A 22,323-nucleotide genomic window follows, 5' to 3' on the forward strand; every position below is an offset into this window, starting at 1 on the left:
TGCCAATTTTACAAATGCAATAAAAAAATGCTATTTATATTTACGGTTTACGAATATAAATAGCACTTTTCAGACTTAATTATGTTTTTTCGACATTAGGTTCCCGAAACTTTTTCCTGTACTGCTTGGGAGTGTATCCTGTTTCCTTCCTGAACATGCGGATAAAATGGGAAAAGTTATCATAGCCTACCTCGGCGGCAACTGCGCTGACTGCAAGGTCAGAATGCTTCAGCAGGTGCTCAGCCTGTTTCATCCTCTTTTTAATAGCGTATTCCTTGACTGTCATCCCCGTTTCGCTCTTGAACAGGCGATTTACATAATCAGGGTTCAGGTTCAGTTTTTCGGCAATTTCCCGCCGGCTGATACCGGATTTCAGATTTTCCTTAATCAGGTTTTTAATGCGGCCTGCCATCTCCTCCCCTCTGCCGCTTCCCTCCGGGAAGGACAGGCGGTTCATCAGCTCCATGCACCGTCTAATCCAGCTGCACATTCCATCGATGGAATAACAGGCGGTCTGATAATATTTATAGATCTCCGGATCTTCAAAAAGCTGGTGCGCCTTCAGCTCCCGGTACTCCATGCAGGCAAAAAACAGCTGAAGCAGATCCTGCTGCAGAATCCGGAAGCTCATCTCATCCAGCCTCTTTTTCTTGGCCTGCTCCACCAGAAACCGTCTGAGCTTCTCAATCAGACGGTCTGTCTGCCCTGCAAAAATCATCTCGCCCCAGTCAGAAGGCAGAATCACCCTTTCCTTCCACTGCTTTTCCCTGTTTTCACCGCACATCTGCTCCTTCTTCACATACTGGATGCTGTCCTGACAGAGCACATCATCCTTGCTGAACCTGAGAAGCCCGGAATACGTCTTTTCCATCTCCTCGCAGAAAATGTTTTCACTTACATAGCAGAGGATCTGTGCGCCAAGCATCTCCTGACAGCGCTCAACCAGACGGGGGCCTACCTCACGGAACCGTTCCCCCTCCCTTTCATCCAGGATCACGACTACTCTGGTATAGATCACAATGACCTGGCTGGTCTGGACATTCCCCTTTACAATCCCCTTGGCCAGGTTCTGGATTGCTGCCTGACACAGTTCCTCCCCCCAGCGCTTCTGTACCTCCTCGACATTTTTTATAGTAATAAGCACCATGCGGCAGCGCGCATCTGCATCCAGATGGATATTGCACCCCTGAGCCTTCCTGCTGATAGTTTCCGGATCGTTCCTGATTCTTCCCAGGCAGACGTCCTTCCAGAACAGCTCCTTGATGGCCATGTGGTTCTCCATCCAGCAGTCCCCGTAGTCTCTTTTGAGCTCTTCCTCCTGCTTCTCTTTATACCTTTTTATCACACCCCTGGCTGCCTCCCAGAGTTCTGCTGCGTCCACAGGCTTTAAAAGGAAGTCTCCGGCCTCCAGGTGAAGGGCTTCCCTGGCTATTTTCGGGCTGCACTGGCTGCTGATGAGGATCACGCCTCCCCTGTATTTTTTCTGTCTCAGCTCCCTGATTGCCTGGACTCCCTCCTCTCCCGGCATATCTGCATCGCAGATCAGAATGTCAAACTCTTCCTTTTTTGCCAGAGACAGGGTCTGCTCCCGGCTGTAGGCTGAGGCGATCTCCGGGATCTCTTCCATCTTTCTTCCGAGAGCTAATTTCAGAGCGCGGATCGTGGCTCTGTCGTGGCTGATAATCATTACGCGCATGGTGTCTGTTCTCCGTTTCATACCGGCTGCACCTGCTATTCTTCCAGCTTCCGCCTTTCTGCAGGTCAAAAGCCGTCACAGCCGTTCCATATGATTCGGTATTATTATAACCGGAAAGGGAGGGCTTGACAATCAGTCAGTCAGAGCCTCTTCTTATCACTTACCGGCATTCTTTACACCTGGGCCAGAGCGATAAAGCACTCATAAGGCCTGAGCCTTCTTCCCGCCGCAGCCTCATAAAGGCCCCTTTCGTCAGCCTGTGAATTCTCTCCCTGTGACGTTCCGGCTTCTGTCTCATAGTTTCCAAGCAGCAGACTTGCCCCTTCTGGTATAAGCCCCGGCGGAAGCTCTGCCTCCTCCCGGAAGAAATTGCAGACCACATAGAGCTCTGTCTTCCCGTTTTCCTCCAGCACTCTCCTGTAGGCCAGAATCCGGCCGTCATCCCTGAGAAGGGCTTCAAAATGGCCTCTGGAAAGAACCGGAAGCTGCTTTCTCAGCTCAATCAGCTTTCTGTAATACTGAAAAACAGAATCTGGCTTTTCCCGATCCTCTGTATTAATCTCCCGGAAATTTTTGTTGACGCTGATCCACGGAGTTCCTGATGTGAAACCTCCGTTTTTTGTGCTGTCCCACTGCATGGGTGTTCTCGCGTTGTCCCTGGATTTTTTTCTGAGGCTTTCATAGATCTGCTCTGATGTTTTTCCCTTTAGCCTCAGCTCCTGGAATACGTTCAGCGTCTCGATATCGCGGTACTGGCCAATCTCTGTAAAACCGGCATTGGTCATCCCGATCTCCTCTCCCTGGTAAATGTAGGGCGTTCCCCGCAGGCCATGAAGGGCTGTGGCCAGCATTTTAGCCGACTGTTTTCTTAAGGAGCCCTCGTCTCCCAGCCGTGAGACGATTCTCGGCTGATCGTGGTTGTCCCAGAACAGAGCGTTCCATCCCCCTCCCTGTTCCATCCCTTCCTGCCATTCAAACAGATTCTTCTTCAGATCGTGAAACCGGAAGGGCTGAATCTCCCACTTGTTGCCTGAGGGGTAGTCGATTTTCAGGTGATGGAAATCAAAGATCATGGACAGTTCCTGCTCTTCCCGTCTGGAATAGCGGATACTGTTGGGAAGATCGCTGGACGCCATCTCCCCAACGGTGATAATATCCTCGTGGGGGCCAAAGGTCTCACGGTTCAGCTCATGGAGAAATTCATGGATTCTCGCCCCGTCTGTGTAAAACCGGTGGCCGTCCCCCTCCAGATCGTCCTCATAGATCGCAGGCTTTGAGATCAGATTAATCACATCAAAGCGGAAGCCCTTCACACCCTTCTCAATCCAGAAGTTCACCACATCATAGAGCTCCCGGCGGACATTGGGGTTTTCCCAGTTCAGATCCGCCTGGCTCACATGAAACAGGTGAAGATAATACTCGTCTGTCCGGGGCAGGTATCCCCAGGCGCTTCCCCCGAATTTGGAGGTCCAGTTGGTAGGAGGGAGCCCCTCCTTCGTCCCCTTTTTGATAATGAAAAAGTCCCTGTAGTAGGGATCGCCCTGGAGCGCCCTCTGAAACCATTCATGCTTAGTGGAGCAGTGGTTGAATACCATGTCCACCATCAGGCTGATCCCCCGCTTTCCTGCCTCTCTCACCAGCTCATCGAAGTCGTCCATGGTTCCATACATGGGATCGATGCCCCTGTAATCTGTAATATCATATCCATTGTCATACTGCAGAGAGGGGAAAAACGGAGTCAGCCACAGATAATCCACTCCCAGCTCCTCCAGATAGTCCAGCTTTTCCGTCACGCCTCTCAAATCCCCAATCCCGTCTCCATCTGAATCCCTGAAGGACTTCGGGTAAATCTGATAGACCACCTTATCTCCTAAATTGAGTTCCATTTCCTGTTCTTCCTTTCCTGAATCCTTCCTGCCCGCTGTCTTCCACTCCGTCTAACGGGTTCCGTAATTTTTCAGCTTCGTTTTTGACAGAATTACCGTAATTCCAAAAGCCAGCACCATGTCAAGCAGAATGCATACAAGATACACTAATATCTTATCTCCTCTCATGGACAGAAATGCCGGGATTCCTCCAACTCCCACACTGTTGGCAATCACGCCGAACAGTCTGGAGATTACTCCCATGATTCCGCTGGCGAGCATGGCCCCGATAAACGGATACAGGTATTTTAAATTTACACCGAACATGGCCGGCTCTGTAACTCCCAGAAAGCCGGAGATAAAGGAAGGAATACCGATCTCACGGATTCTGGCATCTTTTCTGTTCACAAACACAAAGGCAGCTACTGCCGTTGCCTGGGCAATATTGCTCAGGGCTACCACAGGAAAGGTGTAAATTCCTCCCATGGTGGCGACGGTCTGAAGGTCAATGGGAAGCATGGAGTGGTGAAGTCCTGTGATCACTAAAAGCGGATATAACAGACCGTAAATTCCGCTGAACAGCCAGCAGAGAGAAGAAGAAAAGCCCGCCATGATGATCCCTGCCAGTCCGTCTCCAAGCATTCTGCCAAAGGGCCCGATTACCGTATGGGCCAGCAGCACCGCCGGAACCAGGGAACAGAAGGGAACCAGAATCATGGAAACCGCATCCGGAATCCTCTTCTTTAAAAAACGATAGATGAAGGAAAACACGATTCCCACCAGGATGGCCGGAATCACCTGGGACTGGTATCCTACCATATTGATGTGGAACCATCCGAAATCCCACATTTTCACAGCCTCCCCTGCCGCTTTTGCGGCCACAAAGTCGCTGGCCGGCATCAGCTGCGGGGAAACCAGAGTAATGCCGAGCACAATTCCAAGCATCTGATCGGCATTCATCTTTCTGCACACAGACCAGGTAACGCCCACCGGGAGGAAGGTAAAGATAGCCTCGCCAATCAGCCACAGAAAGCTGTATACACCGTTCCAGAACTGGTAAACCTCTGTCACTGACTTCGTTCCGCCCTCCAGCAGCTTAATATCTCCGATAATGTTGCGGAATCCCAGAATCAGACCTCCCACGATAATCGCCGGAATCAGCGGCGCAAAAATTTCGGCCAGATTGGCAACCGCTCTCTGCAGCAGGTTCATATTCCCTTTCGCCGCATTCTTGACCTCCTGCTTATCCACACCTTCCATGTGGCTCACAGCGGAAAATTCATCAAAAAATACAGAAACCTTATTTCCGATTATAACCTGGAACTGACCTCCCTGCGTAAAGCTCCCCTTCACACTCTCAAGAGCCTCAATTCCCTTCACATCCGCTTTCTTCTCATCTGCCAGGACAAACCGCATCCTGGTAGCGCAGTGGGTGAATGACACAATATTTTCCCTGCCGCCCACCAGCTCCAACAGCCTTCTGGCATCACCTGCAAACTCTGACATTGTGATCCTCCTTTTCCCTTTTCTCCGGAAAAATTCTTCTGCTTCAGGCAGAGACATGAGCGCCCTGCCCCTGCGCTGAGTTGCGCCCGTCTTTAGTTTTAACTTATACGTATATGTTTGACTATAAGTTATCATATCCGTATTTCTTCGTCAAGGAAAAAGGCATAAAAAAAAGACGCCCCTGCTATTTTCGGCGTCTTTTATAATTTATCACTTCTTTCTTTGTGCGATTTCCACAAACCGGAACTGATCCGGCCTGTGCCTTGACTCTGTGTACTGGAACAGCCTGTTATCCCTGGTATACGTATAGCTTCGTACAACAACCACCAGACCGTACTGCTTCAGATCCAGATACCTCCTGTCCTGATCCGTTGCTTCCTCCACCACAATCTCCTTGGCTGCATAGCCGATTTTCAGTCCTGCCTCCCCCTCCAGGTACTCATAGACCGACTCCCGGCAGGCTCTGAGGGGAAGGTTCTTCACAATGCTTCTCTTGAAGTAGTCGTGGTCGATAATGACCCTCTCGCCCCCTATCCTGCGCACCCGCACCAGATCATAGATCTCCTTCTCCTCGTCATCCTCAAACAGGCGGAAAATCAGCTCGGGGTCGGAGAGGATTTCCAGATTCTCAACCTCTGTCTCCGTCTTTCTCTTCAGCTGTGTGTTCAGCTCCTTAAAGCTTAGAATCTCCGCGAAGGGGAAATTCCCCTCCCCTCTTTCTACCACAACGGCCACGCGTCCTCTGGATTTCTTGATATAGCCCTGATTTTCCAGCATTCCCAGGGATTTTCTGACTGTGTCCCTGGAAACCTGAAACCGGCTCTGAAGCTCTCCCTCTGACGGAAATTCCTCCCCGATGGCATACTCTCCGCTCTCGATCTGCTTTTTCAGTGTATTGTAAACCTGTACGTATTTGCTGGACATACTGTTCCCTGACCTTTCCTGTTTGGTACGTATCTTCTGTCTACAATTTAACACCAGATGATAAAAAGCTCAACTGTTTTTGCTCGGACGCCTGATTTGAGAGATACAGCTTGCGGCTATTTTTTCAGATATTCAAGATTTACCGCATGCTCCGGCATCTGGCCGTTTATGACTCTTTCTATCTCTTTCGCCAGCATCGGCAGGATTTCATCGCCGATATCTGCGGTTCCCCCTCCCACGTGAGGCGTCACCACAATCCCCGGCGTCGTGAGGAGACTATCGTCTTCCTTCAGCGGCTCGTTTTCCACAACGTCCAGTCCTGCTCCTGCCAGCTTTCCGCTGCGCACTGCCTCAGCCAGCGCCTGATCGTCTACCAGGCCGCCTCTTGCCGTGTTGACGAGAATTGCCCCGTCCTTCATCTGACTGATCTCCTCTGCGCCGATCATATGGCGGTTGCTGTCTGTAAGCGGCACATGAAGAGAAATCACATCGGAGGTCTTTAAGAGCGTCTCCAGCGGCACATAGCGAAGCCCAAGCTCCTGCTCCCGCTCTGGAGACAGGCGGAACGGGTCATAGTACTGAACCTCCGCTCCAAAGGCCTGGGCCTTCTTTGCGGTCTGACGCCCGATATTTCCGGCTCCTATAATTCCTACCAGCTTTCTGTTCAGGGTATAGGACTGATTGATATAGGTGTTTTTGCTCCAGACACCTTTTCTCAGACTGTCCATGTGATCGATGAGATGGCGTCCTACCGCCAGCATCAGCATAACGGCCAGCTCCGATACCGCCGGAGCGTTGGCGCCGGGCGTATTGGCCACCACGACACCGTTCTTTCCTGCCGCTTCAATATCCACCGAGTCAAAACCGGCTCCCCAGCGGATAATCATCTTTAACCCCTTGTTCCTCTCGATAACATCCTGCCTTGCCTTGAAGATCCTGAGAACCATAATTTCGGCATCTGTCATCTTCTGATACTCTTCCTCTGTCTCCACCTTTGTAAGTGTGCAGTCCAGATTTTCAAGCATGGCTTTCAGTCTTTCATATGTATGAGCCGGATAATTGCCGGCCAGCACAACCTTTGTCATATTTCACCGCTCCGTTTCTCTATATTCTGACTAGCATTCTGATCCTGTTTTATAACCTGCTGTCTCTGTTCTCCAGATCCTCCGCCTTCTCTAGCGAAGTTTGTCGGCTGTCTGTTCCATCAGCTCCTTAGACGGGCTCTTCTTGTCGATTTCCGATACCTCGCAGATAAGCCTGAACAGATCGACTCCCTTTTCCTCTGCCACAGCCTGGAAGGTCTTTACAAAGCTGGAGTGGCAGCCGCTGTAGCCCAGAACCACGTCAAGAGGCTTCACCGGGTTATGATAGCTGTGCTTCTCCATAGCCGGCTCCAGTCTGTTTTTGATGAAGCTTAACATGCCGTACAGATCGATTTCCTCCATCTGTCCCAGCCTTCTCATCATGGCGGCGCAGATCTCTGTCGGCAGGTTTCCTGCGCTTCTGGCCATTCCCATCAGGCCGCAGTCCAGAATATCCGCCCCGTTCTCAAAGGCGGCGATGGCGTTGGCAGCGGAAAGCCCCAGATTATTGTGGCAGTGGAAGGCTACCGGGATCGATACAGCCTCCGACAGCTTTCTCGTGTACTCGGCTACCTGCTCCGGAAGCATGGTTCCTGCTGAGTCCATGATTGTAATCTCGTCAAGACCAGCCTCCTCCAGCCGCTTTCCCTCCTCAGCCAGCTCGTCGGCTGTCAGAAGATAAGCCTTCATGGCTGAATAGTAGGCTTTCATCCCTCTCTTTTTAATGTCTGCTATTGCCTGCAGAGCGATGGATCCGTCTCCGGCATCGGCTCCCACCCTCAGGAAGGCCAGGCCGTTCTCTGCCGCCATATCTACGTATTTTTCCCTGTACCGCTTTGCGTTCAGGAACATTCCGATCTCGCTGCCCCTGTTCAGATATTTTTTCGCGATTTCCAGATACTCGCTGTCTGTCAGCGCATTGGTAAAGCCGGCCACCTCATAGGCGCCGATTCCGCCTGCGTTTCCAAACTCGATGATCGGCACTTTGCAGGAGGTAAGCCCGTCAAGCACCATATCTGTAATCTCCGCCGAAAATCCCTTGCCTACTACATTTGCCCCGTCTCTCAGGGTGCAGTCCATTAACTGAATTTTTTTCTTATTACTCATCTCTGCTCTCCTGTCATTTCCTGTAAATTTTGGCTTCGCCAATCTTTTTTTTCTTCTGTAAATATGGTATCATCCTCATATAACAAAGTCTAACAGTAATTTTTTCTTATCTTAACAAGTCAAATATTGTGATAATGGTTTTACCAGACTGCTCATGTCTGCAGAGAAAGCCAGGGGACACAGAGAAACCGGCTGCGAAAAATCAGCGCTTGGCTGGATATTCTCCGGCCAGTTCCCGGAACAGGAGGCATTATGAATCTGAAAAGTATCGAATATTTTCTGTGCGCAGTGGAGGAGATGAATATCACGCGGGCGGCCGAGCGCCTGTTTATCAGCCAGCAGGCTTTGAGCAGCCACATCAAGCGGCTGGAGGAGGAGTACGGCGTCTGTCTGTTTGAAAGGCGTCCCTCCTTCCACCTGACGCTGGAGGGGGAGCAGATGGCTTTTTACGGACGGCAGATCCTGGAGGCGGAGGCAAAAATGAAGGCAGCCTTCTCTGATATCAGCGAAAACTGCCGCGCTACTCTGAACGTGGGAATCTCCCGGCTGAGAGGAGGCGTGTTCTTTCCTCTTATCTGGAAATTCTACCACCCGGAACACCCGAATATCTCCATTGAACTGACCGACGGCAACAGCGCCAGACTCGATGAACTTCTCCAGACGGGAAAACTAGATCTGTATATCGGCATCGACACCCCTCAGAGCCCAAACTTAAACCGCATTGAGCTTGCCAGGGAAAAGGTGCAGTGCTGCTTTTCCATCCCCCTCTTAAAGAGCTTCTATCCAGATTCCTGGGAGGAAATCCTTATGGATTTTTCCGCTGAAAACGGGGCGGATCTGGAGCGGATCTCAAGGCTCCCTTTTATCACGCTTCGTCCGGGCAACCGGCTGAGAAAGGGGATTGATCAGTTTTTCTCCCGCCTTTTTAAACCGCAGTTTGCCCTGGAATGCGATGAGCAGAGCCTGGTCTACGAGATGGCAAAAAGCGGGGCCGGCGCCGGCCTCCTCTCCCCTGTGGTATTCTACGAACACCGGTACGGATCAGACGACGGAAATCCTGATTTCCATGTATTCCCCATTGTAAATAAGATCCCGGAAAACATCCTCTATCTGGTTTACCGGAAGGACTATCCGCTTCCCCAGTATGCCATGGATTTCATCCAGGACGCCTCCATGGTATTCCGAAGCTACTCCAGGACCATCGCAAAGCACTATTCCATCAAAAAAGAAAAGCAGTAGGAATCTCCCGTTTTTTTCAACAAAAAAAGGCAGAGCGGAGAGAAGCCATCCGCCGTTTTTATGTAAACGACTCTCTCCATTCTGCCTTTTATCTTTTTCTTCCTGTCTTCTGTCTTAGTCGCCGGATTTCCAGTGGAACACATAGCTCATCAGGAATGCGGCGATGGCTGCCAGAGAACACATAATGCAGACCGGCGCCTCAAGATAATCCTGAGCCCACAGCGCAAGGCTTCCATTGACAGTCACAACTGCCGCCGTCTGTACCACGATATAGCACACGCCCAGAACGACCGCCGCTGCAATGCAGAGGACAAATATAACATTCAGCAGTTTTTTCATCTCTATCACCCTCCTATCAGCGGAAGAATTCCCAATCCCACCAGCACTCCTACCAGCACAATCGGAATACAGTAGTGGAAAATCAGAGGCTTAAACATTACGCTCACATCCTCAACTCCGGCAATACTGCTGGACACGAAGATCGGGGAGGACATAGGCGGGGAAGCTCCCTCTGTGGAAGCAAAAATCAGGTAGCAGACTACTGCAGTTACCGGCGATACTCCTACGGCAACCATGGCTGAATACGCTACCGGCCCGATGCTCACAGTAGTGGAAGTCGCGTTGAGCGGTCCTGCCACCAGGGCAATGATAAAGCCGATAATCAGAAGCATAACCACTTTCGGGAAAGTGAGAGATGCCAGGATGACAGTCAGCTCATCTCCAAATCCCGTCTCTGTGAGGGCATTGCTGCCGGCCATGGCGAACAGGGAAACAGCTCCGCAGGAACAGCATGTCTTTGCGGAAGAGCTGACCAGTTCAAACCATCCTTCCTTTGTCTTCGGGAGGAACCTGCGTCCCTCAATCATACAGATTGCCATAATAAGAACCGGAACCCAGATGATAATGTTCATCGCTCCGACTGCATCCTCTCCGAAGGAAGCAACCGTCTCCAGAACTTTTCCGACCGGCCCTGTGATAATTACAAGAGGAATAGCGATTCCCAGGAACATGAAGAGGGAAGATCCTCCCTTTTTCACAGCCTTTCCCAGGCTCTCGATACGATCCTTCGGCACTGCCGGAATGTGGTACTTGGAAACATAATACCTGGTCAGAAGCAGACGGTAAACCAGAGTCCACAGTCCGCCGCACAGCAGAGCGAAGTAAAGATCTCCGGCTTTCACCGTTCCGGCCACTGCCGGGAGTCCCAGCATCAGGAACATGGATGAGGACGGCGGGATGCAGATTCCGAGTCCTGCGTTTCCTGTGTTCATTGTGGAGGCCACTTCTTTGGGCCATCCGGACTCCTTCATCCATGGGATGGTAATGGAGCCTACCGTTGCGGCGTTGGCGCTGCTGGCGCCGGAAACCATGCCGAACAGGGCGCTGGCGCAGGCTGACACGTAAGCCGGGCCTCCTCTGAACCTTCCCAAAATAGAGTTTAAAATATCCACCAGTCTGTGGATGATTCCTGTCTTCATCATGATGGATGACATAAAAGTAAACAGAATAATCGCTGCCATGACATCCTGTGTAACTGCATCCTTCAGGCTCGTCACAAAAGTCTGCGGTACGGTTCCGACTCCGTTAAAGGCACAGACAATCACCAGACCTATCAGCATAGCTTCCGCTATGCTTCTCTTTAAAAGCAGGTACCAGATCATGACAAATATGATATACACCAGAAAAGCTGTAATTCCGATTCCTATCACGTTTTCTATCCCTCCCCTTTTGTATTTTTTCCAAATGCTCTGTTCTTTGGACAGCTTAATCATATCATTGTGCTATCCCAATATCCAACAGTATATTTTTCAGTTTTTCACAATGTTTATGTTGTGTTTTATCCCATTTCTCTGCAAGGTGGGAGGGAAGATTTCATCTCTTTGCGTTTCTGTACACCGGCATGCCTGCGATACTGCAAAGAGGGCTCCGAGCCTTTTACGGCTCGGAGCCCTCTTAGTCTAAGATAATAACATAAAAATATCTGCTGTTTATACCCTTTCGTGCATTAATCCTCTGACTCTTTCTTCTCCCTGAAGACATAGTGGTACAGAAAACACAGCAGCCCGCTCACGGATGCTGCCGGAAAGATTACGCCGGTCACCCTCTCGAAAGCAATCATCATCTCAGGCTGCCCCAATACCAGGCAGAGGAACTGGCCAGCCACATAGATGCAGCCTCCCAGGAAAAAAATTAAAAATCCAATTAAAATAAGGTTCTGATACAGCTTCTTCATCATTTTCCATCAACCTCCTTAATGTGGTACCGGCAGGATTCCGAGACATACCAGCGCAGCAATGGCTGTAATTGGAATGACAAACCATGTGATAAGCGGCATAAATATCTTCGGCGGATCACATTCCGTCAGCCCACAGGCCACAAACAGAGCACCTGACGCAGGCGGTGATGCCCCTTCTGTAGAAGCCACTACCAGAATTGCCGTTGCGGCCGCCAGAGGATTGATTCCCACAGATACAAGAATTGCATGGGAGATCACACCTATGGAGGTGAGCGTCGCTGTGGAGGAGAGCGGACCCGCTACCACGGCAATCAAAATCAGGATAATGACAACCGTTGCAATTTTAGACAGGCTCAGTGTATTGAGAAGAGCCACAATATCATCGGAGAGACCCAGATTGCTGATAATGTTGCTGGCAGCAAATACAAACAGCAGAAGTCCTCCTGTGCTGGAAAAGTGCGGAATCAGTTCCTCCACAAACTGCGTTCTGGAGTGGAATTTCTTTTTGATGTCCTTCCAGCCAAGTCCCAGGATCACCACAATCATAAGGATCGGAATCCACACGAGAATGTTAACACTCTCAATAGCCGCAGCCCACACCTCTGAGCGTCCTGAGATGAACTCGGAGAGAGGTCCCATGTTGAGCGCTACCGGAATAATAGCTCCCAGAAATAAAAGCAGATTCTTTCCTGAGCTTCTGAGCACAGACCCCCAGCTTTCGTTGGAAGCGGATTCCGGCAGCACAATTCCGTTTTTCCTGATCACATAGTGAATATAGAGTACTCTCCAGATTACCTGGTAAATTCCCGTGATAAACAGGGCAATGTAAAGCTGTCCCTCAGAAACAGCGCCTGCCACTGTGGGAAATGCCAGAACAATGAACAGGGATGAACTGGGCGGAAAGCCTGCTCCGAGTCCTCCGTTGGCTGCAATCAGCGTGGCTGCCTGCTCTTTTTTCCAGCCAGTGCTTAAAAGCCACTGAGCCGTAAAGGCTCCCGAGGTCGCTGCATTCGGCGTATTTCCTCCTGAGAGCATTCCCAGGAATGCGGAAATAGCTGTGTTGACATATGCCGGACCTCCCTTCATTCTTCTGAACAGGCGGTTGAATATCTTCAGCATCCCCTCCAGAACACCGGTGTTCTGGAGCAGGAATGACATAAAAACAAACGCCAGGGATGCAAAAAGCACCTCATAGCTCAGCGCATACTTAATTCCTCCGAGCAGAAGCTCAGGTGCCTGTCTGCCGCCAAACAGAGCAACGACAATCATTCCGATAAAAGCAATTTCCCCGATGTTGCGCTTAACAAAAACGCTCCAGACGAGAATCAGTAAAATAAAAACCAGCATCGCTGCAAGACCTTGGCCCATTGCGATTCATCTCCTTCCCCTCTGTATCTCTTTCCTGATTTTTCTGTCAGTATTTTATCTCCGCCTGAGGCTGGCGAATTTCCCTCTGTCTATTCCTCCTCATAAGCTCTGTCGATAATCTCTACCTGCTTTTTCACCAGAGTGTCCTCTACCCACTGTCTCTTGGAGGTTCCGTTCTTTGCAGCTTCCACCTTTCCTGCATCCAGCGCCGCATACTTCTTTGCCGCCTCCAGAATCTCTGGCGCATCCTTTCTCGGAATCACGATCACTCCGTCCTTGTCCCCCAGGATAATGTCTCCCGGCATCACAGCGATATTCCCTATAGAAATCGGCACGTTCACCTCTCCCGGTCCCTCCTTGTACGGGCCTCCCGGTGTGGAGCCGGTAGCGTACAGCGGCATCTCCATCTGAGACAGCTCCTCTATATCACGAATTGGGCCGTCCAGCACAATTCCTGCAATCTTTCTTGTATAAGCCCCGTAAACTGCCATGATCTCTCCCATAAGAGAATGGGTTCTGTCCCCATCGTTGGACACAATGATGACATCCCCCTCTCCTGCCATGTCCAGGGCCTTGTGGAGCATCAGGTTGTCTCCCGGACGGGCCTTCACAGTCAGCGCCGCTCCTGCCATTGCCTGCTTCGGGCTGCTGATCAGGCGGATCTCACTGCTCAGCGCACAGGATCTCCCCATAGTATCGGCCACGTTTGCCGCCGGAAGATTCCTGAATTCTTCTACTAACTCCCTTGCCGGAAGGTTTCTCTTTAAAAATACTCTGTTTCCTACGCTCATCCTGTCTCTCTCCTTTTCTAATTTTTCTCGTTTCTCTTTCTGCTCTATTCTCCCGCTTTGTCTGTCTGTTCTGCCTGCCCCTTCCCGGCCCAGCCTTCCTGCTTCACCATATCTCTCATCGGCGGCACCACAAACTCCGGCTTCCGGCCTGACAGATAATCATCAATTCCCTGGGCACAGATCAGCGACGCTCTGGCAGATGCCTCCTTCGTCGCTGCTCCGATATGGGGCGCTGTCACTACATTGTCCATCTCAAGCAGCGGATTATCCTTATCGATTGGCTCCTGCTTCAGGACATCCAGCGCCGCCCCTGCGATCTCTTTTTCGTTCAGGGCCCGGATCAGTGCCTCCTCATCCACCACGCTCCCTCTCGATGTGTTGATCAGGAATGCGGTCGGCTTCATCAGGCGAAATTCCTTCTCTCCCACGCTGTTCACTGTCTCCGGAGTAGCCGGCACATGGAGAGATACGTAATCTGCCTTCTCAAACACCTCCTCGCGGCTCTCTGCCACTTCTATGTAGTCCGGCAGCTCTTTTGCGTAAGGATCAAAGGCGATTACCTTCATATCAAATCCGAGGGCTGCCTTCTTTGCCACAAGGCCTCCGATATTTCCCACTCCGATGAGACCCAGGGTCTTTCCGTTTAACTCATGCTTCTCCACGTTAAACTTCGCGAACCGGTAGTCATCCCTGTACAGCTTCTGAACCAGCTTAAAGTTTCTGGAACAGTGGAGCATATAGAACACAGCCAGCTCTGCCACGGACTGGCTGTTGGCCTTCGGCGCATAGAGGACTAAAATTCCCTTTTTTCTCGCCGCCTCCAGATCTACCCCGTCAAAGCCTGCCCCATGGCGGGCAATGACCTTCAGCCTGTCGGCTGCCTCAAGGATCCGTTCTGTGATCTTGGCAGTTCTCACAATCATGGCATCGCAGCCCCTGATATCCCGGATGATGTCCTCCTCATCAAACCCGGAGCCGTCCACCAGCTCATATCCCTTCTCAAGAAGGTACTGTCTTCCTGACTCTAAAATCGGCTGCGGAAGTAAAATCCTAAAACTCATATCTCCGATTCCTCCTTTTGTTTTTTTCTTCTCTGACAGAACAGTTATCTGCAGAATGCCTTTTCCCCAGCTGCACTTACTGTCCCCCCATAAGACTGCCTCTCCAGAAATTATCCGGTTTCAGATAACGTTTCCTTCTATCTATTGAGCAATACCCATGCCAACTTTTCTCAACAAACAGCCATTTTTCTTTCAATTTCTGTTTCGCTCCCCTTCCGGTGCCCCAGCATCTCCTCTTTCACGGAGTTCTCTTGCCGCCCGGCTTTTTCTCCCACTGCCTGTATTTAAACGGACATGGGACAATATGTGCTGTATTTCTGAGTTTTTTCCTGATGAAGTCCTTCTCTTATTATCCCTTTCTATTTCATTTGATTTTATTTTTTCACTTTACAAACCGAGACAGTTTATCTATACTTAAATCAATATTTTATTTCATATATGAAATATTTATTTCAAAATAATATTGCAGTAATGAAACATTATCAAATCTGTTCAGAGATTCCTCTAATGTTTTTATTGTTCAGATAACACTGGTTTTAAAAAGCTGAAGAATATTGCAAAGATTGCTGTGACAGGGAGAATTGCCATGAACCATACCTTAACAACCATAAACCATCCGTCGGACATTGTCATTTTCGCGGCCTCAGAAACCTTTGCTGAGGCCGCAAGGAAAATTATCGCTGAGAGACACCTGGAAAGCCACATTTCCGTAACAGAAGCCACAGGCGAACAGACCCTGAGCTGTGCACTGGAATATGCCCGGGCCGGAAGCCGTATTTTTATCTGCCGGGGTCGCAATACCAGCCTGATCGAGCACCATGTATCCGTGCCTGTCATCAATGTCCCCTATCTCTACGAGGAAATCTACAGCTCTTTTGAGGCAGCGGGAGCTCCTCCCGAGCAGGTGGCTATGGTAGGCTTTGACAAAGCCCATGACATTATGCGAACCTTCCGGCGCATCTCCGGCCTGGACGTACAGCTCATTGAACCCAAATCGCCAGACACGATCATGGAGGAGCTTAAAACAGCTTTGCGGCCCGGCACGGAGGCTCTGATCGGCGGCTTTTCTGTCAAGAGAGCCATTGAGGCAATCCGGGAGCTGGGACTACGCCATATCCCCCTCATGGTAGAGCCATCCAATATCTCTCTCGCCATTGACAGCGCTCTGAGCATTCTTTCTTCTATGGAGAGAAAGGATGAATATCTGACCACCATATCCACTACCATCAACAGAATTTCCAATGCAGTGCTGAGCTTTGACACCTCCGGCAGTCTTTTGTTCTCCAATGAAACGGCAGAGCGGATGCTGCCGACTCTCAGGGAATGTCTGTTTTCAGGTGAAGCGGAGAGTTTTCTTCATATTGGCCGCCGACCCATTGAGGGAAAGGCCAATCTCCACAAAAAACAGCAGATTCTCCGCCTGGGCGGAAAAATTTATGTGGCCGAATACCTGCCGGTGATTGTGAGCAGAAGGCTGAAAAGCATTGTAGTCATCGTCTCCAGTGAAAACAGCATCCAGTCTGCCGAAAAGCGACTGCGTCTGAGCAAAAGCGAGAGGGGATACACAGCGAAAAGTCATTTTGAAGATATCATCGGGGAGAGCCGTGTTCTGAAAGACACCATCCATCTGGCCAGAAAATATGCCCGCTCCCAGAGTTCCGTTCTCATCACCGGGGAAACGGGCACCGGAAAGGAACTGTTTGCCCAGAGCATTCACAATGAAAGCTCCCGGGCGGACGAGCCCTTTGTGGCCATCAACTGCGCAGCTCTTCCCCAGTCTCTTCTGGAAAGTGAACTGTTCGGCTATGTGAAGGGCGCCTTCACAGGTGCCAACAAAGAGGGAAAAATGGGAATTTTCGAGATGGCTCACAGAGGGACTGTTTTTCTGGATGAAATCGGAGAGATGGATTTGAACGTACAGGCAAAGCTCCTGCGCGTTCTTCAGGAGAGAGAGGTCTGCCGCCTGGGCGATGACCGGATCATTCCGGTGGACATCCGCATTATCAGCGCCACCAATAAAAATCTGTATGAGCTTGTGGAACAGAAGCTGTTCCGGGAGGATCTCCTGTACCGACTCAACGTGCTTGAGCTGAACCTTCCTCCCCTCAGGAGCCGCACAGGCGACGTCCCCCTCCTTGTAAATGCTTACATGAAGCGGCAGAACCGTCCCGTCACCTTTCTCCCCGACGCCATGGAGCTGCTCTCACGGGAACCCTGCCCCGGCAATGTGCGCCAGCTTTTTAACCTGCTGGAACGGATCGTCACACTGTCCGACGGCAGGGAAATCTCGGCTTCATGGCTTAAAAACATCTTCTCCTTCTCCGGGAAGACCGAACCGCTTCCAGGCCTTCTGGAAGATACAGTGGGAAACTGCGAACAGACAGAAATTGAACACGCTCTGAGAAAAAATCATGGGAACCGTGCAAAGACGGCAAAAGATCTGGGTATCAGCACAGCAACCCTCTGGCGGAAAATGAAAAAATATGGCCTGTTTTCCCAATAGTCCCACCCATCCGAAATTAAATGATATAGGATTTACCATTCAAAAGCACCGTGCACGTTCATCTGCAGACAGCATAAAGTTCTGGCGCACGGTGCTTTTTGCAGTTTCCCTGTTCGGAAACCTTCTGTCCTCCTGCTCCCTCTTCTTTTGTTCGGCCTGCCACCCGTCTCTCACTTTCAGATATTTACCACAATTTTATCTGATAAATTTCATATTTTTCTATGCAGAAGCGTGCAATTTTATCGCTATGAAGTGTGAAACGATGTAAAATTACACATATTTTTCCAATTTTTATCCTTTTCATTGTTCCTTATTTATAGTAAAATATTTTTACGCGACTTTTTACAGTATTGATTTTATCAATACCAGACAAACAATATGGAGGGAACAAATATGACAACAATTCTTCTTGGAATGGGCCTGCTTCTCCTGACTCTTGCCGGCTTTTCTCTGTTCAGCATGAAGGCTCCAAAGGGTTCCGTGGCCATGTCGGGGCTGGCGAACGCTGCAGTGGCCACCTTCCTTGTTGAAGCAGTACACAGGTATATTTCCGGTGACCTTCTGGGAATTGCCTTTCTCGGCGAAATCGGCTCCGTAGCCGGAGGCCTGGGAGGCGTCGCTTCCGCTATTCTGATTCCCATCGGGATGGGCGCCAATCCCCTGTTTGCTGTAGTTGCAGGTGTGGCGGTAGGCGGTTACGGAATCCTCCCCGGATTTATGGTCGGATACCTGACTGGATTTCTGGCCCCTCTTATCGAAAAGTACCTGCCAGCAGGCCTTGACACCATTCTGGGCGCTCTGGTTCTGGCTCCCATTGCCCGAACTATTGCCTTTTTCACGGATCCGGTTGTCAATGCAGCCATGGGCTATATTGGAAACACAATCACAGCGGCAACGGAACAGTCACCGATTCTGATGGGCTTTCTGTTAGGCGGTATTATCAAGATGATCTGTACCTCTCCGTTGAGCTCCATGGCCCTCACTGCCATGCTGGGCCTGACAGGCCTTCCCATGGGTATTGCAGCCATTGCCTGCTTCGGCGGATCCTTCACCAATGGTCTTATCTTTGCCCGCCTTCATCTGGGCAATAAGAGCAACATCGCAGCCGTTATGCTGGAGCCTCTGACACAGGCCCACATTATTACAAGGCATCCCATCCCTATTTACGGCTCCAATTTCTTCGGCGGCGGACTGGCCGGAATAGCCGCTGCCATGCTGGGCATTATAAACAATGCGCCCGGAACTGCATCGCCGATTCCGGGACTTCTGGCTCCATTTGCTTTCAATCCTCCCGGAAAGGTGGCAACTGCGCTGGTGCTGGCTGCTGCAGGCGGCTCTCTCGCCGGATTTGTGGGAAGCATCGTATTTAAGCGCTTTGACGAGCAGAAAAACTCTGCCAAGACGGCATAGCCTGACAGCTTCCGCCCTGATTTCGTGAAAAGCTGCTCAAAAAAAGAATGACAGCATAAAAAAAGTGCTCTGAAAGTACGGGAGAAACAGCACGGCAATCCTTGCCGCTGTGGCTCACATTCTCTCAGAGCACTTCTTATGAGATGAATTCTCTATGCCTGCGATTTTTACCTATTTATTGTCCTGTGACATTTCTTCTATGTGTATTTTCTTTCCACCCTCTATCAGCCGTTTGATCTCCGGGTAGCCTAATGTTTCAGTACCCGCCATAGCCACAAACGAAAATCCGTCTCCGGCAATGACCATGGAGTCTTCTGACGCAATCACAGTATTGACATTTTCATAATTATAGGAGGTTGTATACTCTTCTGTCCTGACCTTAAACCCTTTCTTAAAGAATACAAGCTCTTTTTCCAGACCATCGGCTTTGCCCTTCAGCATCTTCCACTCACGGCCAGCAGCCTTTCTAAGTGATTTCTCGCTTCTCGCCTGTCTGTTTTTCATACGGTAATGGGCTGCGCAGACACCGGCCAAAACTGCCTCAACAGCGGCATAGGCCGCAAACGGAAGGGCTCCATCCTTCAGAGAGATATTGATAAAGGTAAAGCCTGCGCTCACACACAGAAATATCAGAAGATACATGCTGAAGGGATACTTCTCACGCCCGCTTTTCAGCCGGTTCCACTCTGCGGCCTGATACAGACGGTAAATTCCCTCTTCACTCTCAAGCACTCTGGCTCTAGGAGCACCCTCCTCAAGCTCCAGAGAAGTTCCCTCCTCAATTTTTTTTCGAATGAATGCCTCAAATTTTTCCGGCTTTCCTTCCAGAAAATTTTTCTTTTCCAGGATCATCTGTTTTCCGGTGCTCATATTGAGGATGAAGCGATCCCCCCCGCATTCTATGTTCCTGATTCTTTTATAGGATATATCCAGTCTGGAATCCTCTGATTCTGTGAACATGCTTCCCTCTCCAAACCAGATATACTGGCGAAGAGCCTGCCGCACCTCTGGATTCTGCGCATTTTTTCTCGATGATATCCAGGCAGACAGAAATAAAATTCCTCTGGATACTGCATAGAGCAAAACCACAGCCGCGATCCACAGGACAAGGGTCACTGCACCTGCAAGATTTAAATACACTGAAATCTCCCTGGATACAAACAGGGAAATAGCAGCCCACACGGCAATTTCCACCCATCCAGTAGGTCTGAAGGCCCCTCTGGCTGCCATATCCCTTGCAACATCCGATGCCTTCCCCGATATAAACCCGTCTTCCGGATCGTGAAAGACATAAAAATACCCTTTTGCCATTTTTTTGAATTCCTCCCTTACTTTTCACATTTTTACTCGCGATCATTATACCATCTCCTCCGGATATGTATCTCTTCGAAAGACGCGCACTCGCCGCAAGGGTTTTGGCACCCCCTCCGTTCCCCAGCGGATCGTCATAATGACCGTTTTTCGGTCATTATACCACAGATTTCTCATTTAGGACAGGTGGAACAGGTGTGAGGGCAAAAGGCTTTGCGCGGGAAGTGAATGGATGATATACTATTACGAGATATAAACGGCCAGATCTATCGGGCAAAATATAACTGAGATGACTTTCTGCTATTAATAATTGAATTTATCACAGGAAAGGAACAGGTGCTTGACTATGAAACCATATGAACAGTACAGAAACAGAGGGCGCCGCGGCGGCAATGACGGCGGCGGCAGAGACAGGGAGGGCGCAGGAGAGCGCATCTTCACTCCGGACAGACCCAGGGTTTTAAAGGGTTCTGAGGAGCTCAGAACCCTCCTTCTCTCCATTGACAGGAGAAGCTATCCGGCCTACAAATCCCTTGCGGGGATCTACCGTTTTCCAGGCTTTCAGCTCTCCATCGACCACGTACAGGGCGATCCCTTTGCCTCCCCTTCCCACCTGAGCGTGTTTGTCCCCCATAAAACAGCGGGATTTGAAGCGTCTCTCTATGAGACAGATATGAGAAAGACAGCCCTGGAAGACTATCTCATCCGCCAGTTCGGCAGGGAGGCGGCCAGGTTCAATTTCCAGGCAAAGGGCTCCGGAAAGAGCGGGCTGATCTCTGTGACCCGCTGCGGCCAGGAAATTCTCTCCCGGACTGCCTGTGAGATACGGGAGGACGGCATCTGGCTTCGCTTCCACGCAGGCTTTCCTGCCAACGGCCGCACCATCAATGCCAGGGAGCTTGAAAAGATCCTCTTTGACTTTATTCCCGCCTGCGTAAAGAGGGCGCTGATGGCAGCCTCCCTGCCGGCCGATGAAATCAGAAGGAGGGCTGAGCTTGCCGACGATCAGGAGTATATCCGGGCTGAGCTGGAAAAGAGAGGGCTTGCCGCCTTCGTGGCTGATGGCTCCATCCTCCCAAGACAGAGCGGCGTCTCCGATCTTCCCTTAAGGGAGAGCGTTGCCTTCCAGTCCCCGGAGAGCCTTCGCGTCACCCTCTCTCTTCCCCACAGAGGGGAATTGTCCGGCATGGGCATTCTCAAAGGGATTACACTGATTGCAGGAGGCGGCTACCACGGAAAATCCACGCTTTTAAAGGCGCTGGAGATGGGCGTTTACAACCATATCGCAGGGGACGGCAGGGAATATGTGATCACCGACTCTACCGCCTTAAAGCTGAGGGCAGAGGATGGGCGCTATATTGAGGACACAGACATCTCTCTGTTTATCAATGACCTGCCCAACGGAAAGGATACCACTCACTTCACCACAGAGGACGCCAGCGGCTCCACCTCCCAGGCGGCCGGAATCGTGGAGGGCATTTTCTCCGGCTGCCATGCCTTTCTCATCGACGAGGATACCTCTGCCGCCAACTTCATGGTGCGGGACGAGCTGATGCAGAGCGTCATCCACAGAAAAAAAGAGCCGATTACCCCGTTCATTGAGCGGGCGAGACAGCTTTTTGACGAGCTGGGCATCTCCACCATCCTGGTGGCAGGAAGCTCCGGCGCCTTCTTCCACATTGCGGACACTGTGATCCAGATGGACAGCTACCGTCCTGTGGACATTACAGAGAAGGTGCGTGAAACCCTGAAGGCCTTCCCGTCTCCGGTGAAATCCTCTGAGGCTGCGCCTGCCTTCCGGATGCCGGATGCTTCCCGCCCCTACCGGGTAAACGGCAAGCGGATTGCCGATGGGAAGGTCAAGTTCTTCGACAGGGATTCCTTCTCCATCGACAAAAATACAGTAAACCTTCACTATGTAGAGCAGATTGCCGATTCTGAGCAGACTGCAGCTCTCGCCTATATCCTGCGCTATTCCTGCTGTGAACTTGCCGACGGCCGGAAAAATATTTCGGAAATCATGGAAGAACTGGAACGCATGTGGGATTCTGAGGGCTTCTCCTCCTTCTTAAAAAAGAGCAAGGGAGGAGGCTATACGGCTTCCGGCTTCGCAAGGCCAAGAGCCCAGGAGGTCTACGCCTGCCTGGCCAGGTACAGGAAGCACCAGGCTTAGGCCCTGTCAGGTCAGATAAAACAGCCGGGCCGCAAAAAACGGTCCGGCATC

General features: G+C 50.7%; 17 protein-coding genes. 4 read left to right on the top strand and 13 right to left on the bottom strand.

Going from position 1 to position 22,323, the window contains the following annotated elements:
• Positions 1-79 precede the first annotated feature (79 nt).
• The 6 genes from DW757_RS04665 to DW757_RS04690 all read right to left on the bottom strand — a co-directional run bounded on the left by DW757_RS04665 (position 80) and on the right by DW757_RS04690 (position 8,180).
• Positions 80-1,717, bottom strand: a complete 1,638-nt coding sequence (locus DW757_RS04665; RefSeq protein WP_118751100.1) for a helix-turn-helix domain-containing protein — start codon at positions 1,715-1,717, stop codon at positions 80-82.
• A gap of 152 nt (positions 1,718-1,869) precedes the next feature.
• A complete protein-coding gene (locus DW757_RS04670; RefSeq protein WP_118751101.1) occupies positions 1,870-3,582 on the bottom strand; it encodes an alpha,alpha-phosphotrehalase in 1,713 nt (570 codons plus the stop codon).
• A gap of 51 nt (positions 3,583-3,633) precedes the next feature.
• Positions 3,634-5,067, bottom strand: a complete 1,434-nt coding sequence (treB, locus tag DW757_RS04675; RefSeq protein ID WP_182433252.1) for a PTS trehalose transporter subunit IIBC — start codon at positions 5,065-5,067, stop codon at positions 3,634-3,636.
• 210 nt (positions 5,068-5,277) lie between these two features.
• The gene (gene treR, locus DW757_RS04680) at positions 5,278-5,991 is read right to left on the bottom strand and encodes a trehalose operon repressor (RefSeq protein ID WP_118751103.1); all 714 of its coding nucleotides are present in this window, start codon (positions 5,989-5,991) and stop codon (positions 5,278-5,280) included.
• A 116-nt stretch (positions 5,992-6,107) separates the two neighbouring features.
• Complete coding sequence (locus tag DW757_RS04685; RefSeq protein WP_118751104.1) at positions 6,108-7,076, bottom strand: 2-hydroxyacid dehydrogenase; 969 nt, start codon at positions 7,074-7,076, stop codon at positions 6,108-6,110.
• Between the two features lie 90 nt (positions 7,077-7,166).
• The gene (locus DW757_RS04690) at positions 7,167-8,180 is read right to left on the bottom strand and encodes a 4-hydroxy-2-oxovalerate aldolase (protein ID WP_008396913.1); all 1,014 of its coding nucleotides are present in this window, start codon (positions 8,178-8,180) and stop codon (positions 7,167-7,169) included.
• Positions 8,181-8,432: 252 nt separating this feature from the next.
• Between DW757_RS04690 and DW757_RS04695 the strand changes: the two genes are divergently transcribed.
• Entirely contained in the window at positions 8,433-9,419 is a 987-nt protein-coding gene (locus DW757_RS04695) for a LysR family transcriptional regulator (RefSeq protein WP_118751105.1), read from the top strand.
• A gap of 114 nt (positions 9,420-9,533) precedes the next feature.
• On the opposite strand, the gene DW757_RS04700 is transcribed toward DW757_RS04695, so the two are convergent.
• From DW757_RS04700 to DW757_RS04725, 6 genes are all read right to left on the bottom strand, one after another.
• Positions 9,534-9,758 carry a cobalt ABC transporter substrate-binding protein gene (locus DW757_RS04700; protein ID WP_118751106.1) on the bottom strand — a complete coding sequence of 75 codons (225 nt, stop codon included), beginning with the start codon at positions 9,756-9,758 and terminating at the stop codon, positions 9,534-9,536.
• 5 nt (positions 9,759-9,763) lie between these two features.
• On the bottom strand, positions 9,764-11,128 hold the full coding sequence (locus DW757_RS04705) for a TRAP transporter large permease subunit (protein WP_227910163.1): 1,365 nt from the start codon (positions 11,126-11,128) through the stop codon (positions 9,764-9,766).
• Between the two features lie 296 nt (positions 11,129-11,424).
• Entirely contained in the window at positions 11,425-11,655 is a 231-nt protein-coding gene (locus DW757_RS04710; RefSeq protein ID WP_008396919.1) for a hypothetical protein, read from the bottom strand.
• 15 nt (positions 11,656-11,670) lie between these two features.
• A complete protein-coding gene (locus tag DW757_RS04715) occupies positions 11,671-13,023 on the bottom strand; it encodes a TRAP transporter large permease subunit (protein ID WP_008396920.1) in 1,353 nt (450 codons plus the stop codon).
• Between the two features lie 89 nt (positions 13,024-13,112).
• Complete coding sequence (locus DW757_RS04720; protein WP_118751107.1) at positions 13,113-13,814, bottom strand: RraA family protein; 702 nt, start codon at positions 13,812-13,814, stop codon at positions 13,113-13,115.
• Between the two features lie 44 nt (positions 13,815-13,858).
• On the bottom strand, positions 13,859-14,875 hold the full coding sequence (locus tag DW757_RS04725) for a hydroxyacid dehydrogenase (protein ID WP_118751108.1): 1,017 nt from the start codon (positions 14,873-14,875) through the stop codon (positions 13,859-13,861).
• Between the two features lie 586 nt (positions 14,876-15,461).
• On the opposite strand from DW757_RS04725, the gene DW757_RS04730 reads away from it, so the two are divergent.
• Positions 15,462-17,378, top strand: a complete 1,917-nt coding sequence (locus DW757_RS04730) for a sigma-54-dependent Fis family transcriptional regulator (RefSeq protein ID WP_118751109.1) — start codon at positions 15,462-15,464, stop codon at positions 17,376-17,378.
• A gap of 393 nt (positions 17,379-17,771) precedes the next feature.
• A complete protein-coding gene (locus tag DW757_RS04735) occupies positions 17,772-18,788 on the top strand; it encodes a PTS sugar transporter subunit IIC (protein ID WP_015544077.1) in 1,017 nt (338 codons plus the stop codon).
• Positions 18,789-18,959: 171 nt separating this feature from the next.
• On the opposite strand, the gene DW757_RS04740 is transcribed toward DW757_RS04735, so the two are convergent.
• Positions 18,960-20,099 (bottom strand): YcxB family protein, encoded by a 1,140-nt coding sequence (locus tag DW757_RS04740; protein WP_118751110.1) that lies wholly within the window; start codon positions 20,097-20,099, stop codon positions 18,960-18,962.
• 346 nt (positions 20,100-20,445) lie between these two features.
• On the opposite strand from DW757_RS04740, the gene DW757_RS04745 reads away from it, so the two are divergent.
• Entirely contained in the window at positions 20,446-22,272 is a 1,827-nt protein-coding gene (locus tag DW757_RS04745; protein ID WP_118751111.1) for an ABC-ATPase domain-containing protein, read from the top strand.
• Positions 22,273-22,323: the final 51 nt, after the last annotated feature.

Source organism: Clostridium sp. AM29-11AC (assembly GCF_003480545.1).
Taxonomy (GTDB): Bacteria; Bacillota; Clostridia; order Lachnospirales; family Lachnospiraceae; genus Otoolea; species Otoolea saccharolyticum_A.

Bases quoted from the DNA above. Each gene is read 5' to 3' on its own strand.
- DW757_RS04665 (WP_118751100.1), bottom strand. From the start codon at position 1,717: ATGAAACGGAGAACAGACACCATGCGCGTAATGATTATCAGCCACGAC.
- DW757_RS04670 (WP_118751101.1), bottom strand. From the start codon at position 3,582: ATGGAACTCAATTTAGGAGATAAGGTGGTCTATCAGATTTACCCGAAG.
- treB (WP_182433252.1), bottom strand. From the start codon at position 5,067: ATGTCAGAGTTTGCAGGTGATGCCAGAAGGCTGTTGGAGCTGGTGGGC.
- treR (WP_118751103.1), bottom strand. From the start codon at position 5,991: ATGTCCAGCAAATACGTACAGGTTTACAATACACTGAAAAAGCAGATC.
- DW757_RS04685 (WP_118751104.1), bottom strand. From the start codon at position 7,076: ATGACAAAGGTTGTGCTGGCCGGCAATTATCCGGCTCATACATATGAA.
- DW757_RS04690 (WP_008396913.1), bottom strand. From the start codon at position 8,180: ATGAGTAATAAGAAAAAAATTCAGTTAATGGACTGCACCCTGAGAGAC.
- DW757_RS04695 (WP_118751105.1), top strand. From the start codon at position 8,433: ATGAATCTGAAAAGTATCGAATATTTTCTGTGCGCAGTGGAGGAGATG.
- DW757_RS04700 (WP_118751106.1), bottom strand. From the start codon at position 9,758: ATGAAAAAACTGCTGAATGTTATATTTGTCCTCTGCATTGCAGCGGCG.
- DW757_RS04710 (WP_008396919.1), bottom strand. From the start codon at position 11,655: ATGATGAAGAAGCTGTATCAGAACCTTATTTTAATTGGATTTTTAATT.
- DW757_RS04715 (WP_008396920.1), bottom strand. From the start codon at position 13,023: ATGGGCCAAGGTCTTGCAGCGATGCTGGTTTTTATTTTACTGATTCTC.
- DW757_RS04720 (WP_118751107.1), bottom strand. From the start codon at position 13,814: ATGAGCGTAGGAAACAGAGTATTTTTAAAGAGAAACCTTCCGGCAAGG.
- DW757_RS04725 (WP_118751108.1), bottom strand. From the start codon at position 14,875: ATGAGTTTTAGGATTTTACTTCCGCAGCCGATTTTAGAGTCAGGAAGA.
- DW757_RS04730 (WP_118751109.1), top strand. From the start codon at position 15,462: ATGAACCATACCTTAACAACCATAAACCATCCGTCGGACATTGTCATT.
- DW757_RS04735 (WP_015544077.1), top strand. From the start codon at position 17,772: ATGACAACAATTCTTCTTGGAATGGGCCTGCTTCTCCTGACTCTTGCC.
- DW757_RS04740 (WP_118751110.1), bottom strand. From the start codon at position 20,099: ATGGCAAAAGGGTATTTTTATGTCTTTCACGATCCGGAAGACGGGTTT.
- DW757_RS04745 (WP_118751111.1), top strand. From the start codon at position 20,446: ATGAAACCATATGAACAGTACAGAAACAGAGGGCGCCGCGGCGGCAAT.